This window comes from Pontibacter sp. GD13 (genome assembly GCF_058216355.1).
In genome coordinates this window covers 24,475-39,834 of sequence record NZ_JBYZMQ010000004.1, presented here as the reverse complement: position 1 = coordinate 39,834, position 15,360 = coordinate 24,475, and the positions used below count along the sequence as shown (strand labels likewise).

General features: G+C 51.0%; 11 protein-coding genes. 5 read left to right on the top strand and 6 right to left on the bottom strand.

From position 1 onward, the window contains the following. Positions 1 to 17: 17 nt before the first annotated feature. Positions 18 to 1,430, bottom strand: coding sequence for a lipopolysaccharide biosynthesis protein (locus AC4BAN_RS07755; protein ID WP_490563824.1), 1,413 nt, complete (start codon positions 1,428 to 1,430; stop codon positions 18 to 20). A 342-nt stretch (positions 1,431 to 1,772) separates the two neighbouring features. Between AC4BAN_RS07755 and AC4BAN_RS07750 the strand changes: the two genes are divergently transcribed. From AC4BAN_RS07750 to AC4BAN_RS07740, 3 genes are all read left to right on the top strand, one after another. Next, positions 1,773 to 3,281 carry a PSP1 domain-containing protein gene (locus AC4BAN_RS07750; RefSeq protein WP_490563823.1) on the top strand — a complete coding sequence of 503 codons (1,509 nt, stop codon included), beginning with the start codon at positions 1,773 to 1,775 and terminating at the stop codon, positions 3,279 to 3,281. Continuing rightward, complete coding sequence (locus tag AC4BAN_RS07745; RefSeq protein ID WP_490563822.1) at positions 3,274 to 3,759, top strand: gliding motility lipoprotein GldH; 486 nt, start codon at positions 3,274 to 3,276, stop codon at positions 3,757 to 3,759. Before AC4BAN_RS07750 ends, AC4BAN_RS07745 begins: the two co-directional genes overlap by 8 nt. A 175-nt stretch (positions 3,760 to 3,934) precedes the next feature. Then, a complete protein-coding gene (locus tag AC4BAN_RS07740) occupies positions 3,935 to 5,017 on the top strand; it encodes an endonuclease/exonuclease/phosphatase family protein (protein ID WP_490563821.1) in 1,083 nt (360 codons plus the stop codon). Positions 5,018 to 5,102: 85 nt separating this feature from the next. Here AC4BAN_RS07740 and AC4BAN_RS07735 read toward each other — a convergent pair whose 3' ends face one another. Next, positions 5,103 to 5,294, bottom strand: a complete 192-nt coding sequence (locus AC4BAN_RS07735) for a cold-shock protein (protein WP_490563820.1) — start codon at positions 5,292 to 5,294, stop codon at positions 5,103 to 5,105. A 398-nt stretch (positions 5,295 to 5,692) separates the two neighbouring features. Between AC4BAN_RS07735 and AC4BAN_RS07730 the strand changes: the two genes are divergently transcribed. Beyond that, the gene (locus AC4BAN_RS07730) at positions 5,693 to 7,363 is read left to right on the top strand and encodes a hypothetical protein (protein ID WP_490563819.1); all 1,671 of its coding nucleotides are present in this window, start codon (positions 5,693 to 5,695) and stop codon (positions 7,361 to 7,363) included. Positions 7,364 to 7,459: 96 nt separating this feature from the next. On the opposite strand, the gene AC4BAN_RS07725 is transcribed toward AC4BAN_RS07730, so the two are convergent. The 3 genes from AC4BAN_RS07725 to AC4BAN_RS07715 all read right to left on the bottom strand — a co-directional run bounded on the left by AC4BAN_RS07725 (position 7,460) and on the right by AC4BAN_RS07715 (position 13,317). Further along, positions 7,460 to 8,335, bottom strand: a complete 876-nt coding sequence (locus tag AC4BAN_RS07725) for an SDR family oxidoreductase (protein ID WP_490563818.1) — start codon at positions 8,333 to 8,335, stop codon at positions 7,460 to 7,462. 159 nt (positions 8,336 to 8,494) lie between these two features. Then, entirely contained in the window at positions 8,495 to 9,340 is an 846-nt protein-coding gene (locus tag AC4BAN_RS07720) for a hypothetical protein (RefSeq protein ID WP_490563817.1), read from the bottom strand. 38 nt (positions 9,341 to 9,378) lie between these two features. Next, positions 9,379 to 13,317, bottom strand: a complete 3,939-nt coding sequence (locus AC4BAN_RS07715; RefSeq protein WP_490563816.1) for an AAA domain-containing protein — start codon at positions 13,315 to 13,317, stop codon at positions 9,379 to 9,381. A 274-nt stretch (positions 13,318 to 13,591) separates the two neighbouring features. Between AC4BAN_RS07715 and AC4BAN_RS07710 the strand changes: the two genes are divergently transcribed. Then, positions 13,592 to 14,323, top strand: a complete 732-nt coding sequence (locus tag AC4BAN_RS07710; RefSeq protein WP_490563815.1) for a hypothetical protein — start codon at positions 13,592 to 13,594, stop codon at positions 14,321 to 14,323. An 88-nt stretch (positions 14,324 to 14,411) separates the two neighbouring features. On the opposite strand, the gene AC4BAN_RS07705 is transcribed toward AC4BAN_RS07710, so the two are convergent. Beyond that, complete coding sequence (locus AC4BAN_RS07705; protein ID WP_490563814.1) at positions 14,412 to 15,359, bottom strand: ComEA family DNA-binding protein; 948 nt, start codon at positions 15,357 to 15,359, stop codon at positions 14,412 to 14,414. Between the last annotated feature and the right edge of the window lies 1 nt (position 15,360).

The following is a 15,360-nucleotide window of genomic DNA, read 5'->3' as shown; positions in this document are numbered from 1 at the left end:
TCTTCTTAAAAGTATGATTATTTACCTGTGCGCACATAACCCATTACCATAGCCGCACCAATTACCATACTCAGCACAGCTTTCAGAATAAGATTCGCATCTGCTAACCAATACACTACCAGCAGCGTGAGAACCGTGAATGGCAACCATACCCACGGGTAGTAGTTTGCTTGTGTTACCTGTCTGTATTCTTTAAGCGCATAGCCCGAGTAGCCCATGTACATGAGTGCGGCAAATGTGGTGAATGCCGCTGCCTGGATCCCGAATAGCGGCACCAATATTAAATTTAGCAACACGTTTCCTGCCCCGGCCACTGTTGAAACTTTCCAGAGCACCCGGGTATGCTCCCGGTACACCAGCTGGTTTACCGCCCCCAAATACATCGGCTTGTAATTATAGCCCATCAAAATAACAATGGCCAGCGGGTAGGCCATGCGCAGCTCGTCGTTTCGGATCAGAAGTATAAATATCTCCTTTAGCCACAGGCACAGCAAGAAGGTGACCCCCAGGAAAAGCGCCTGCAGCGAGAAAGTCAGGTCGCGGGCCTGCCTGGCCGCTTGCCTGCTGCCCCTTCCCTCCTGCCCCAAATATTGCATGTAAAACGGAGAAGCCGCCTGTACCACAGCATTAGAGGCAGCCATAAAGTATAGCCCAAAACTGGAGGCGATGTTGTACAAACCGATGCGGGGCACAGGCACCTTTAACACATCCATCACCAGCTTATCCGAGGTATCCAGCAGGAAAAAAGAAAAATGGTGCGGAATAACCGGCAACGAAACCCGCAGCGACTGCCTGACGCGCTGCCATTTGAATTGAAAGATCGGCCACATCTGCTCCCGGAAATAGAGCGGGTAGGCGTATAGCAGGAACCCGATGATGCTGCCAAAAAAGTTGGCGTAGAACCAGCCCATGTACCCCATTTTCAGGTAAGCGATGGTGTAAATATTAAGGGCCACCGTGGTTCCCCCTACCACAAAAGAACGCAGCGCCACGGGTAACGGGCGCTGCGAAAGCTGGTAAAAGAACATGGCCTGGAACTCTGTTATCCCCAGAAACATTACCGGAAGCACCTGCAGCAGCACGATCTCCCAGCGGCTGTCAGCAGCCTCGGCGGGAGTGCCCCACCACAGCACGGCCGCCAGCACCATGCCGAACAGCAACGACCACAGCGATAAAAACCCATGCAGTTGCCGCCACACCCACCTGAAGCGCGTGGGGTGCCGGGCAAAGCTGTTGACCATTACCACCGACAAACCCAGTGACTGCAACGTGTTTAAAGCCACTACATAAGCTGTTACAATGCCGGCCACACCATAATCCTCGGTGGTGAGGTACTGCGTGATGATGGGCAACGACAGGATACCCGCTAGCCGGGGCACCTGTGCCGCCAGTCCATAGATTGCCGCATGAGACAGTAACTTCCGAAACATAGCCAAAAGTATACTTTAATTTTCACCCTGTCTCCAAACAAATCTAATTTTCGTAACTTGGAAATTATGCAAACCTGCGAGAGGCTCCGGACATGGGTGCCTTTGCAGCGTAAACGAACATCCGGCCTTGCCGGCGTGGCACTTTTAGGGGTTGCCAAAGCAAAACCCTAAAAAATTAGTATATTTGTTACTTAACTCAAGTTGAAAACAAGAATAGCCCTGGCTATATAAGGAGATATAAAAGTGGGATGTAGTTCATGTTCTAGTGGCGGATGCGGAACCAGTGTTGGTGGCTGCAAAAGCAACGGCGGCTGTAGCACGGGAGGCTGCAACCGTTTAAACGTGTTCGACTGGCTCAGCGACATGGATTTACCCGTGTCGTTTGAGGAGTTCGATATCGTTGAAGTAAGATTTAAAGGAGGCCGTAAAGACTTCTACCGCAATATTAACCGGATCGACCTGACCACCGGCGACCCGGTGGTGGTTGACGTGCCCAATGGGCACCACATTGGCTTTGTCTCGTTGAAAGGGGAACTCGTTCGCCTGCAGATGATGAAGAAGAAGGTGGACAACAACGAAGAGATCCGAACCATTTACCGGATCGCGAACGAGAAGGACATGGAGAAGTTTCAGGAAGTACGCGACCTGGAAGGCACCACCATGTACCGCTCCCGTGAGGTGATCCAGCAGTTGGGGCTTCGAATGAAGCTTTCGGATGTGGAGTACCAGGCCGACAAGACAAAGGCTACATTCTACTACTCTGCCGATGATCGTGTCGATTTTCGTGATCTGATCCGAAAGCTGGCCGAGGAGTTTAAAGTGCGCATCGAAATGCGCCAGATCAGCCTGCGCCATGAGGCCGGTCGCCTGGGTGGCATCGGTTCCTGCGGCCGTGAGCTTTGCTGTTCCACCTGGCTCACTGATTTCAAGAGTGTCTCCACTACTGCTGCCCGTTACCAGAACCTGTCGCTGAACCCCAGTAAGCTTTCGGGGCAGTGCGGGCGCCTGAAATGCTGCCTGAATTATGAGCTGGAAACGTACATGGATGCCTTAAAAGACATCCCGACCGTAAACCGCCCGCTGCAAACCCGCCAGGGCGATGCCTTCCTGCAAAAGACGGACATCTTTAAACGGATGATGTGGTTTGGATACCGGGGCGACAACAACTGGTACGCCGTGCCGGTAGAGCGCGTGCAGGACATCCTGGAACAGAATGCCAAAGGCGTTGCTGTGGATACCCTGCTACTGGTGCCCGTTGAGGAGCCGAAGCAAAATGAGTTTGTGGCACAGGTAGAGGGCAACCTCGAACGCCTGGACGATAAGTATAAAAGCAAGAAGAAAAAGAAGAAGAAAAAACGACCTGCCGACGGTTCTCAGCCAGAAACGGCAAGACCTGATACGGCCAGGCAGCAGCGTACGCGTCCGGCCAGAACCCAGGACCAGGAAGACAAAACCGAACAAGGTGCACGGCCACGCCGCCAACGGCCTTCGGGCAACAGAAACAGAAGCCGGGAAGGCGGCGAGAACATACCTGCTTCGGAGACAAGAGAGCCGAAACAGGCCCGTGAAAATACCTCCCCAAGAGAGGCGCGCCCCCCGCGTGAGAACAGACCTCCCCGCGAAGGAAAAGCTCCACGGGAGAACCAGGAAAACAGGACGCCAAGGGAAGCCCGTGGCCCTCGGGAAGAGCGGGGCAGCAGACCACCAAGGGCTGCAAAACCGGAGGTGAAGCCGGGAGGAGACGCCCCGCAGGGCAGGAACCCAGAGCAACGACAGAAAAAGCGCTCCAGGAAACCGTTCAGAGGCAACAAACCGGATCAGGGGAATAAACCACCGCAAGCCGATGCATAAAATCACAGGTATCTTGGCGGTAGCCTTGGCAGTATTCTTATCTGGCTGCGACCCGGAGAGGGTGTATGAGCAAAACGTTACCCTGCCCGAAAATAACTGGCAGATAGACAACGCACCGGAGTTTGTGTTTGAGATACAGGACACCACGCAGCTATATGACGTGTACTTTAACGTGCGCTACAACCTGCAGTACGACTATTACAACCTCTACCTCCGCCATCAGTTAGTGGGCCCGGATGGGGCGCAGATCTCAACTAAACTACATGAAATTTTGCTGATGGACGCTAAAACAGGCAAACCACTGGGCAAAGGATCGAGTGATATTTATGATATACAAGCCTTGGCTCTGAATGATGTAAAGCTTAGCAAAGCTGGCAAGTATACTTTAAAGCTGACACAATATATGCGCCGAGACCCCCTACCGCATGTGCTGGCTGTTGGGATGCGGGTTGCTAAAGATACATCCGGCAAACCATAAAATCGCAGGTAATATTTCAGGAGCCCTGGATCTAAAAGATACCAGGGCTCTTTGTTAATATGGCTACCCGTATTGTCAATTTTAGCCGACTATCGTAGAACAACTATAGCAAAACAAAACCTCCCTTGTTTTAGTATGAACAAACACGCTTAACATTAAAGAAGCATCCTGTTGCATGAAAACCACTCTTATTGTTTTTGGATTTTTATTCACTCTCTTTTCTTTCCTGCCCATCATTCGCACCCCTTTGTGGTGGATACGGATATTGGATTTCCCACGCTTCCATGTCGCCCTGTTTCTGTCTGCCGTTCTGATAGCCTTTGTCGGGTTTTATGGGATAAATGGAACAGCTGAAGGCATGATGCTGGTCATCTGGCTAGCAGCTATCCTGAACGAGGTGCGCTATATTTTTACTTTTACCCCACTGGTAAAAGTTGAGGCGAAACGCACGCAGCAACAGCATCCTGCCAATGCTTTTACCCTTATGATCGCCAATGTTCGCATGATCAACAAGAAGCATCAAAAGTTTAAAGAGCTTGTTTTAAAGGAGAATCCGGATATGCTTATCATGAACGAGCCAAATATGGCCTGGTATGAAAGCGTACGACCCGAATTTGAGAAACGGTTCCCTTATGGTATTAAAAAACCCCTCGAGAATACTTACGGCATGTTGCTATGGAGTAAGTTTCCGCTGCAAGAGAGCGAGATCAGGTTTCTGGTAGAGGATGAAATCCCTTCTTTCTACACTGTGGTAGAATTACCAAGTGGTAAAAAATTTGACCTATTTACAGTGCACCCGCAGCCCCCACGCCTGATGCAGAACACCGAACCACGGGAAGCAGAACTGCTGCTGGTTGCCAAAGAAGCCAAGAGATCGCCTTACCCGAGCGTGGTCGCCGGCGACCTGAATGATGTTGCCTGGTCAAAAACAACAAAGCTCTTTAAACAAATAAGTGAGATGATAGACCCGCGCGTAGGCCGCGGGTTTTACAATACCTACAACGCCTTGGTCCCATTCTTTCGGTACCCTTTAGATCATGTGTTCTACGATCAGGATTTCAGGCTTTTGTCGCTCAGAAGGTTAAGTAAGTTTGGATCGGATCATTTCCCAATCGCCATCAGTCTGAACTATGAGCCAGAAGGAGAGCCGCAACAAAGGCATCCGGTGGCTAGTCAGGAGGAGCAGGAAGAAGCCGACGAGATGATACAGGAAGGCATTGAAAAAGGGGAAGAGCGCAGTCGGGAGAAGAGCGAATAAATACCTCTTAATAAAAAAACCCGCTCGTATCCGAGCGGGTTAAAACAGATGAATGATGCCTCGCGGCAGTATATAACTTTTAAAACTAGATCTTCTCTACGTTTACAGCATTCAATCCTTTTTTGCCATCTTTTACTTCAAAAGAAACCTGGTCGTTCTCACGTATCTCGTGGATCAAACCTGACTGATGAACAAAGATGTCCTGATTTGTGTCATCTGCTACAATAAAACCAAATCCTTTTGATTCGTTGTAGAACTTTACTTTACCTGTCTTCATTACGATAAATAATTTAAAATAATTGAGCAAAGATACTGATTCATTTCAGTAATACCAGCAATCCATAAAAATTTTAAAACCCACACTACCAACTACTTATAAGCTTTATTTGGAATAAAAATGTCTTTATCCCTGCGCTCTTCCTCCCCCATGTGCTTTTGTTTTTGCCCTTTCCGAAGCGATGTTACAGCATGTCGTTGCACAGCCTTCCCGGAATAACCATGTTACCTGAGGTTCGTATAGCTAAAACGTTCAGTAACACGTAAAAAGGACGTTGTTACGAACATTTTTGCAACAACAACAACTAAATAAAAACCACGCCTGCCTCTCCCTTGTAGGGAGGCGCGCAAGATTACAGCAAACTTAATTTCAAACTATAAACAAAGGAGATCAAAACTATGAAAGACAACGAAAAAAATCAGAGTTCAGACCAATCATCAAATATGTCGGGGAGCAGTTCCAGTTCTCCTTCTTCTTCCTCTTCAGGCAGTTCATCCGGGTTAACCGGTGGCAATAGCAGTTCTCAGAGTGCCTCAGGTAACTCTGGCGGATCGTCTTCCTCCAAATCCGGAAGCAGCAAAACCTCCCCTTCCGCTTCCGGATCGAAGTCATCCACTACCAAAGCGAAGTCAACTTCTTCTAAAAAGGAAAGCAAGAGCACAGACTCCAAATCAGGGAAAGCGTCTGACTCTTCTTCATCTGGCAGCAAGAAAAGCGGCGACCAGGACAGCGACCAACACTCAGAGTATGGCAGCTACGGCTCTATGAGCAGCGGCTCCCAGCAGGATTTCCAGGGCACTGACCAGGGATATGGCAGCCGGGGAAGCAAAGGAGGCCAGAGCAGCCAGAGCGGTTACGGAAGCCAGGGCGGTTATGGCTATGGCTCGCAGAACAGTAATTATGAGGGCCAAAGCGGCTATGGTTACCAGGGTGATTACGGATCATCGTCTCAAGGTGGCGACCGCAACAGAAACCAGAGTAACTATGGTTCGCAAGGAGGTTATAACTATGGCAACCAGGGTGGTATGGAAGGAAACCGCATGCGTTCTCAGGATAGCTCTAACGAAATGTACGGCAGCAGAGGCGGCATGCAGGGCGGATACCAGGACCGTGAAGGCGATATGCAGGGCGGTTATGGCGTAATGAACGATCAGGGTGGCATGGGCCGCTACAACCAGCAAGGCGGTCAGGGTGGCTATGGCTCGCAGGAAAGCAATTATGGTTCGCAGTCAAGCTACGGTTCCTCTAATCAGGGCGGTTATGGCGGACAGGGTAGCCAGAGCTCCAGAGGTGGCTATCAGCAAAACTATGGCCAGGGAGACTATGGCCAGCGCGGCGGTGGCGGCTACCAGGGCGGTTACGAGCAAGGCAACTACGGTTCTTCGAACCAAGGCCGCAGAAGCGGCCAGCAGGGCGGCGGTTACAGCTCCAGCTCACAAGGCGGCTACGGCGACAGAGACCGTTATGGTTCTATGGGCTATGGCTCGTCCAGGGGCATGCGTGAGTATGACCAGGATGACCGTGGATCGCAGCGTGGCTGGGACTCTCAGAGTTCGATGCGCGGCGGCTATGGCAGCCAGGGTGGTTATGGCTCCAGAGGCGGCTCTTATAACGATGAATACCGTTCTTCCAGATCTGGTTCACAAGGCGGCGACCAGGGCCAAAGCGGGTATGGTTCCAGATCCAGTTACGGCGACAGAAGCCATGACCAGGACAGGAACAGAGATCGTGGTGGTTACGGCGACAGCAACTCCAGTCGTGGCATGAGTGGCGGCTATGGCTACGGATCTGGCAGCTATCAGCAGCAAGGTGGCCATCGATCTGGCGGCTACGACCAAGGTAGCAGCAGCCGTGGGGATGACCAAAGACGCGGTGGTTATCAAAGCAGAGGCGAAGACCAAGGCCGATATGGTTCTATGGGTGGAGGCACCTCTTATTACAGCGATAACCGCGGATCCAGTTCCCGCGAAAACTTCAGAGGTTATGGGGGCCAGGATTCCGATCAGGATAGGGGCTACCATGAGAGCCGCCGAAGCGACAGATACCGCAACATGGACAGAGATCAATAAGGATTCTCAGCAATAAGAAAGGGCCACCCCGTTTTGGAGTGGCCCTTTCTTATTGTGTCTCTACTATGGTTGAAGGGGGATAACACAGATGAGTGTTTACTTGAAACACTCTTTATAGTCTTCCATAAATTGCCTGAAACTATGCGGCTTGCGGCCGGTAATAGCCTGCACCTCATCGTTCACCTCATTGGCGGAACCTGCCTTATAGAGGTCGTATAATTCCAGCAGCGCAGCTATGATCTGGTCTGGCGCGCCTTGCTTTTTCATCGCCTCTCTAAACGAGTCCCCGGGCACATCTACAAACGTGATTTTCTTGCCCACTATTTCCGTCATAATTTGGGCCACCTCCTCGTTAGACAGCGCTTCCGGCCCGGTCAGGTCGTAAGTTTTATTCGCATGCCCTTCACTGGTCAACACTTCCACGGCAACCGCAGCAATATCGCGGGTATCGATGTAGCCGACCTTGCCGTCGCCGGTAGGCTGGTAAAACTTGCCTTCACTTTGAATGCTCTCTGCGCTGAAATTCTCGAAATTCTGCATAAAAGAAGTTGGGCGCAGAAAAGTATACGGTATACCGCTCCGCTCAATGTACTGCTCAATTTCATGATGCCAACGGCCCAGCTGTATGCCCGGGTCCGCCTCAGCACCCAAGGCCGATAGCTTTACAATGTGCTTTACGCCGGCCTTCTTTGCTTCATCCACCAGCGTTTTGGCCATTTGCACCTGGTCGGTTGTGAAAGGGGTGATCAGGACTACTTTGTCTACGTGCGTGAAAGCGGCATGCAGCGTTTCCTGGTCTTCAAAATCCATTTCAACGATTTCGACACCGGGCAACCGCTTCAGGTTTTCCCCTTTTATTAACGAGTGAACCCCGGCGCGTACCCGTATATCGCCTTCTACCATCGAAAGTTGTTTTACTACCTCTCGCCCAACATTTCCTGTTGCGCCCGTTACTAATATTGTTGTATGCATCGTTTCAATTTTTGAGTGCTCTTTCCCTACTACGCAATTTTTAACCAGGATGGTAGCTTAGTCATGAAAGCAATTGCCTAAACCAGGCTTTAAACACACGGAGAACCAGATAATTGTTATCTACTGCCAGCAGGAAAGCTGCCAGTAAGCACAAAGCGGTTATTTATCCTGCCAGCTTAACCTGAATAGTTTCCCGTTTTCGTTTGTGATCAGGAGTTGACCAGGAGCCGTGTAAAGTATGGCCTCTGCCTGCCCCGTGCGGCTTAGGGGAATGCAGTAGTGCCTGCCGCTAAAGTCGATGCGCTGGTTGCGCACCTCAAACAAGTAGAGCCTGCCATAGCCAAGTATGGCAAACTGATCGCCAGAGGGAGATATGTCGGCTGCCGTGGTCATGGCGTGGAGGGGCAGCTGTTCGCGTAACCTGGCCTTGTACTGGCCGGGTGCGGCAGGCAAGGTATACAGCTTCAGTTTTTTGTGCTTGCCCCGGCTTTTGGTGAACAGGTAAAGCGAGTCCTGGTGATAGAAAAACGCCTCCAAATCGAAATCCAGCTGCGCTGCCTGGGCCGGGAAATTTTTCTGGTCTTCAAATTCAAACGTAGTTGTACCTGCCAGGCTGTAATCCTGTTTCCGGAGGATGTAAATGCGCAGGTCGCGTCGGTTGTTGGCATTGTTGCCGAAGTCGCCGATGTACAGGTGCTCGGGGTCTTCGGCCAGCTCCTCCCAGTCTGTGTTCTGCAAATCTAAAGGCAGTGTCTGCAACAGGTTGCCCTGCCCATCCACTTCATAAAGCTGCGCCGGGTTGTCGCCGTCTCCGTGCGTCCAGAACGTGCTGTCAGAGGCATGGGCAAGGCCGGAGCTTTCCACCACATGCTGGTCCAGCCTGCCGGCACGCTCCAGTTTATAGGCAAAATCCGGCTTCTCGAAACCGCTGTTGCGCCTATCTGGGCCGCAGCCACAAAAAGTGCTTTGCAGGTAAACGTAGATCGTGAATAGTTTAATGAGCATAGCTGCTTGGTTTTAATACAGAAAGAGCGGCGCACAGTTTACGTGGATTGCCCTGCAAACATGGCCTTCGGATTCTCCCAAAACTGCCTGCTGTATACCCGCTGGTAAGGCCAGTGCCGCAGCTGTAGTAGCTGCGGCAGGTCTGCATGTGCATGCCGCACAGAGGCTTGGTTATAGTAGAGGTCATCATCCGTCAGCACCACCCCCTCATACTTCCCGTCTCGCGTCACAGTCAGGTCGGCAAAGGGCACCTCCTGTTTCAGTTCTGGTGTCATTATCGCCAGCCTTTCCTTTAATAGGGGCACCAGGTGGGGCATGAGTTCTTTTTTAGGCTGATATTGGAAATACCGGCGGCTTACCTGTTGTGCGTAGTGCAGGTATGCTTTCAGCAGCTTGGGGCCGGCATGCTGCGTTTGCTCTACCTGCAACTGCTCTGCCCGAATGCTGCTCACCACCAGCACCTGCAGTTTGGCCCGCGTTATGGCCACGTTTAGGCGGTTCTCGCCCCCTGCCTGGTTAAGGGTGCCGAACTGCATGGCCAGTCTCCCCTGGGCATCGGGGGCATACCCCACCGAAAGAATGATCACCTCTTTCTCGTCGCCCTGGATATTTTCGATGTTTTTTACCAGCACCGAGGCAGGTACCGTAAGCTGCTGCTCCAGAGCCTTTTCCTCCAGCATATCCTGCACCAGCATTTGCTGACTGTAGTTAAAGGTGATGACCCCGATTTCCGCTTGCCCTGCCTGCAGTTGTTCCAGCACGATGTCCACTACTTTCTCGGCCTCCGGAAGGTTGGTGTTGTTTTGCCAGAGTCCGTGCACTTTCACAAACTGGATGGCCGGCAGTCTGTCGTTCGCATCCTTCAGTTCCGGTATCAGTTCCAGCTTATCCCGGTAAAAATGGCGGTTCGAGAAGTCGATCAGCTCCGGGTAGCGACTGCGGTAGTGCTGCGTGAGCATGGTTTGGGGCAAGTACAGGCTGCAAAGCTGCAACAACGATTCCGCTCCTAACTCTTCTGCATCAGCGTCTGTTTCCGCTTCCCCGCTCCAGCGGGCACGGTACAGATCCGATGGCTTTAGCTGTTGCTGATCGCCGGCCACCACTACCTGTCTGCCACGCAGCATGGCCGGTATGCCTGTTTCGGCAAAACACTGAGAGGCCTCGTCAAAGATCACCAAATCGAAACAGGCTTCCAGGGGCAACACCGCCGACACGGTTTCGGGTGATGCCAGCCAACAGGGCACCAGGTCCAGTATCTCTTCGGCAAACAGACTGAAAAGCTTCCGAATTGGATACAAGCTACGCTTCTTGCTCACCTGCGCGTACAAACGCCGATAGGTAACCACGTTGCCCAGGCGGTTTTGCGCAACGTTCCTGTAGGTCTGCTCCCGCAAGCGCGACAGCACGATTTCCTGGCTGAGTGCCTGCTTTTCCAGCAACAACCTTTGCAGTTCCTGTTCCACGTGCGCCATTTCTCCGTTGCTGGGCATCCGCAATTCCGGGTAGCGTGTTTCCAGGGCGTGCAGCCAGGCCAGGTACAGGCTGTTTAAAAAAAGCAGCTCACCCTCTTCAGCAGTCTCAATCCCTTTCTCTAGCAGGAGCTCTGTCAGCGCTACTTCCACGGGGTTCAATGAAGCCTTCAGAGAATCAAACGCAACCAGTTTTTCGAACTGAAGCGGCAACTCCGCTAGTAATCGCTTCTGAAACTGCTCTTCAAACAGCAGCCTTTTAACTTGTTTTTCAGTCAGCCATTTATCCCAGTAAGCATACTTAGCACCGAGCTGGGCTATACTTTCAGCCAGCTGCTGCAGGTGTTGGGGCAGCGCCTGAATGCTGAAAAGCTTCTGGTGCAGCACTTTATCACGATGCAGTTTTCGAAGGTACTTCACGGTCTGCACTGCCTTTTCTATTGCCTCCAGTTTGCGAAGTATGGGGGTCGGGTACTCCTCCAACGTTAGTCCGGCGCCGGTGTGGGTGTTAATGGCAAGCATCAACACCCGGGCCTGCTCTCTTAGCTGCAGTCGTTGCTGCAGCTTTTCTACCCCCGCCTCGTTAAGCTGCAGATTGTATTTGGCCAGCGCGCGTTGCAATGTTTTCCTGTCCTGTGAGAACATCCAACTTATGCTTTCGAAGAACTGGTTCCGCTGTGTGTGATAGGTGGTAACAGCGGCTTTTACTGCTCCCAACTCCGCATCGGGTATTGCCGCATCCGGGGCAGGGCAAACCAAGTATAACTGTTTAAGCGCTCGTACCTGTTGCTCCAGCTCTTTAGCAGGGCCTTGGTTTTGCAACAAATGCTGCACCACTTCCTGTACAACATCCGCTTGCAACAGCACTTGTGTGGCGACTAGGCTAGCGGAAGCTGTGGTGTATTTTGGCAAGTTATCGAAAGAAAAGGCAAAACCACTCAGTTCAGTAATGCGCTGGCGTATTGCCGCGTACTGGCCTGGTAGTTCCTGCACGAGTTTTTCCAGCTCCTGGCGTTGCGGCCAGCTGTACCCCTTCATGCTCCTGCGTTCGCGCCACGCAAAATCTTCATGCTCGAAGGCGAGGGCGTGGTGCAAATACTGCCGCATGCGGGGCAGGAAATCGGGCAGGGTGTCGGCGGTGAGTTTCTGAAATCCTGCTGGCAAGGTGATGTGCGGCTGTTGCAGGCTGCTTTTAAGGTAGAGTTCTTTAGCCGACCAGCCACAGGTTTCCGTGCTAAAGAGGGCTTGCCTGAAGGCTTCCAGTTTTTCAGTACTGCGGTTAATGCCACGGCTTACCTCCAGAAAGGTCCGGTCGGCGTAAATATTATTGAGCGCCAGGTTCTGCTTTTTATAGGCGTCCAGCTCGGCAATCTGCAGCTGCAGTTGCGTAAAAACCTGCTTCCGATCGGTATTGATATCATGCACTAAGGCGGCGAAGACTCCCAGGCCCTGTGCTGTTAGGCGTTTGTGCACCACGTCCAGGGCGGCTCGCTTTTGGCTCACGACCAGTACTTTTTTGCCTCTGGCCGTAAAATCCGACACCAGGTTACAGATCAGCTGCGACTTACCAGTACCCGGGGGCCCTTGCACCACCAACGATTTCCCTTGCTTTACTGCCTGCAGGGCCGCTTCCTGCGATGCATCCATAGCGAAGGCGGTAAAGGTATGCTGCGCTTGCGTGCCGCTTTGGCCAACAGTAGCAGCTAGGCTAAAAAGGTCTTCCATTTCCTGCAGGTCTTCCCGCGCCAGCAGCGCATCATAATCTGCCAGCAGAAAAGAGGCTGCCTGCGGAAAAATGCCCAATATGGCTTCCTGCTCCAGGTGCAGTTGTCCTGCTTGCTGTAGCTGTTCAAACTCCGCTTTCTTGTAATCCCGGAAAGGCTTTAGTTTATCAGCAAAAAACTCACGCCCGGCATGTATGGCAAGTTGCTGTTCCTTTAAGAGCTCGTAGATGGCTGTTCTAAAGGCCAGAGGGTGATTTGGAAGGGTGCTGAGGTCCATTTCCGCCAATTCTTCGGCCACAGGCACTCCCATGTAATGCGCGTAAGCCAGCAAAAAGCTCTGGTTAAATTGCGGAGGTTGTGTACTATCCAGCGCCAGTTCCCATTCCTGTTTGGCATTTACCCGCAAGGTTGCCGGGAACAAGAGCAGGGGGCTGCGGACGGCGGTGCCATCTGTGAACTGGCCATGCACAAAGGGCCACCCCAGGTACAGCTCGCGGCTGCCGCGCTCTTCATCAATCATTTCGGCTTTCCGCCTGATATAGCGCAGTCGTTTGCTGACAGGCACCACCGGAGCATGGCGGCTATCTGCCAGGGGGCACAGGGATATGCGCTTTTTGCCTGCCAACAGTTTTTCCATCACAGCAAAGGCCGGTTCGCCCCCTATAAAATCAAGCGACTCCACGTCCAGGTGCAACTCCCCTGACAGGCGCATCAACAACAAGGCTCTGTTGCCAGAGCCCAGGTTCAGTAGCCTGCGACGGTAGTTCTTAAGGATGTTTTTCATAGTGCCTGCCCCATAAACGGTTATCCCGCAGCGGTAGTCTAAGGTAAAGGTACAATTTATAAGTAATTACTCTGGCTACAGCTCAAGGCCGGTTCCTTTTATAAATACCATACTGAAGGAGAGGCTTTAGTCCCTTTGCTTATGAAAGGGCTTTAAACTAAAATTTAATCATTATCACCCTTCATTCGCAAGAAAACCGTAAAAATAATACAAGCGCACAGTGCTAGACATCCAACAATAACCTTTTGCTGTGCTAAAACATATGCTCTTAACAATGGATATAATTAAAAGATTTTTACCCTTCCCTGTTTATCTTACCCTTTCTAAAGTAAAAGAAAGCCATGCTTCTGTAGACAGAACTGTAGTTTTAAGCACCTTCCTTTACACATTTTCCTTTGCGCACATTTTTATCGGAATTGTATTCTCATACCTGAATACAGAATTATATTACTATTATACAGCTGAAGATAGTTACATTGAGTACTTCACGGCTTTTATCCTGCTAGCTAATGCATTGTTCTGCTTTTACAAAGCCTCTGCTATAGCGGTAAAACTGCAATCAGTCTTTTTCTATGCAGCGTCCGTAATTTTCTTTCTAGGCTTTGGTGAAGAGATATCGTGGGGCCAACGGATCTTTGGATTTGAAACACCGGATAACTTGGAAGAAATAAATGCACAGAAAGAGTTTAACCTGCACAACGTTCACCTTCATGGAGTCAACTTAAATAAACTTATCTTTGGTAAAGTCCTTTATACCTGTGTTTTTATATACTTTCTATGCTTTCCCTTACTATACCGCTTTAAGCAGGGATTCAGAAAACTTGTAGATAAGCTGAATTTCCCCATACCTACAACCATGCAAAGCACACTATATTTCCTGGCTTTCTTTAGTGTACTCCTTATCCGAGAAGGTGAAAAATGGGAATTACAGGAGTTCGCCTTAGCGAGCTTCATTTTCTTCTCTTTTCTGCTTCCTTTCAATAAAGGGGTAAAAACTGGCCCGTAGAGCTTTGAGTACTCTTTTAAAGTATCCGGCTTAATAAAATAGCATTGCCATCGCGCCGAACCTACTGACTTGGACTTATTTTTTTCAGCTAAACGGACAGGTACTGTCTGATTTTTTCATACAACTCCGCTGTAACTAACTTTACCTGCCGCACATCCTCTACCCTTTCATAGGTACCGTGCTGTTCGCGGTAGGCTACGATGGCGCGGGCAACATTAGATGAAATGTAGGGGTGCAGCCGTAGCTCGTCGGCAGTGGCCGTATTTAAATTGAGTTGCTGCAGGGCAAGGGCTTTGGGCACAAAGGTATACTTGTGCAAGCTGTCTATCATTTCGGGTGGCAGCCCGAATACTTCCTTTAGCTGCGCAACATCTTTAAAGCCACCCAAACTGTTGCGGTACTTAATGATGCGGGCTGATAGCTTACTGCCAATTCCCCTGATCTGTTTGAATTGGGTGGTATCGGCGGCGTTAACGTTGAAGGGAGTAAGTATGAATTTCTCCTTGGGCCTTGATGCCCACTCCGGTGGTGACCTGGGGCTGGATGGGCCAGCAAAACCCTGCCGGCGCTTATACTTGTCTGGCCGTTGCTCCGGCAGCAGTATAGAAGGGTATAGCTTTCGAAAGACAGAATCGGGCAGGCCGTAGATTTTACCGAGTTCTGCCTTGTAAGTAAAGTCGCCCACCTTTTGGCGGTAGTTGAGGATGCGCTGGCCCATAAACTTGGGTAAGCCCAGTGCCTGCCAGTCCGCTACCGATAATTGGTTCGGATCAAAAGGCTTTATATTTTCATTCAGGGCGTAAAGCGCTTTACGCGCCGGCCCTACTGGCTGCACTGCCTCCAGCTGCGCCACCAGGCTATCCAGTGTCTGCCTGTCGGCCAGGCTGCTGCCTGCGGGTGCTGGTTGGTAAAGCCGGTTAAAAAGAAATGGTGCTGCCGTAAGCAGCACCATTAGTACTATCAGCCATAGAAACCCATTTACCTCGCGCTGCGAAAAGCCAAAGTAACGCCGGATCCAGTGCCTGATTTTTTTCATT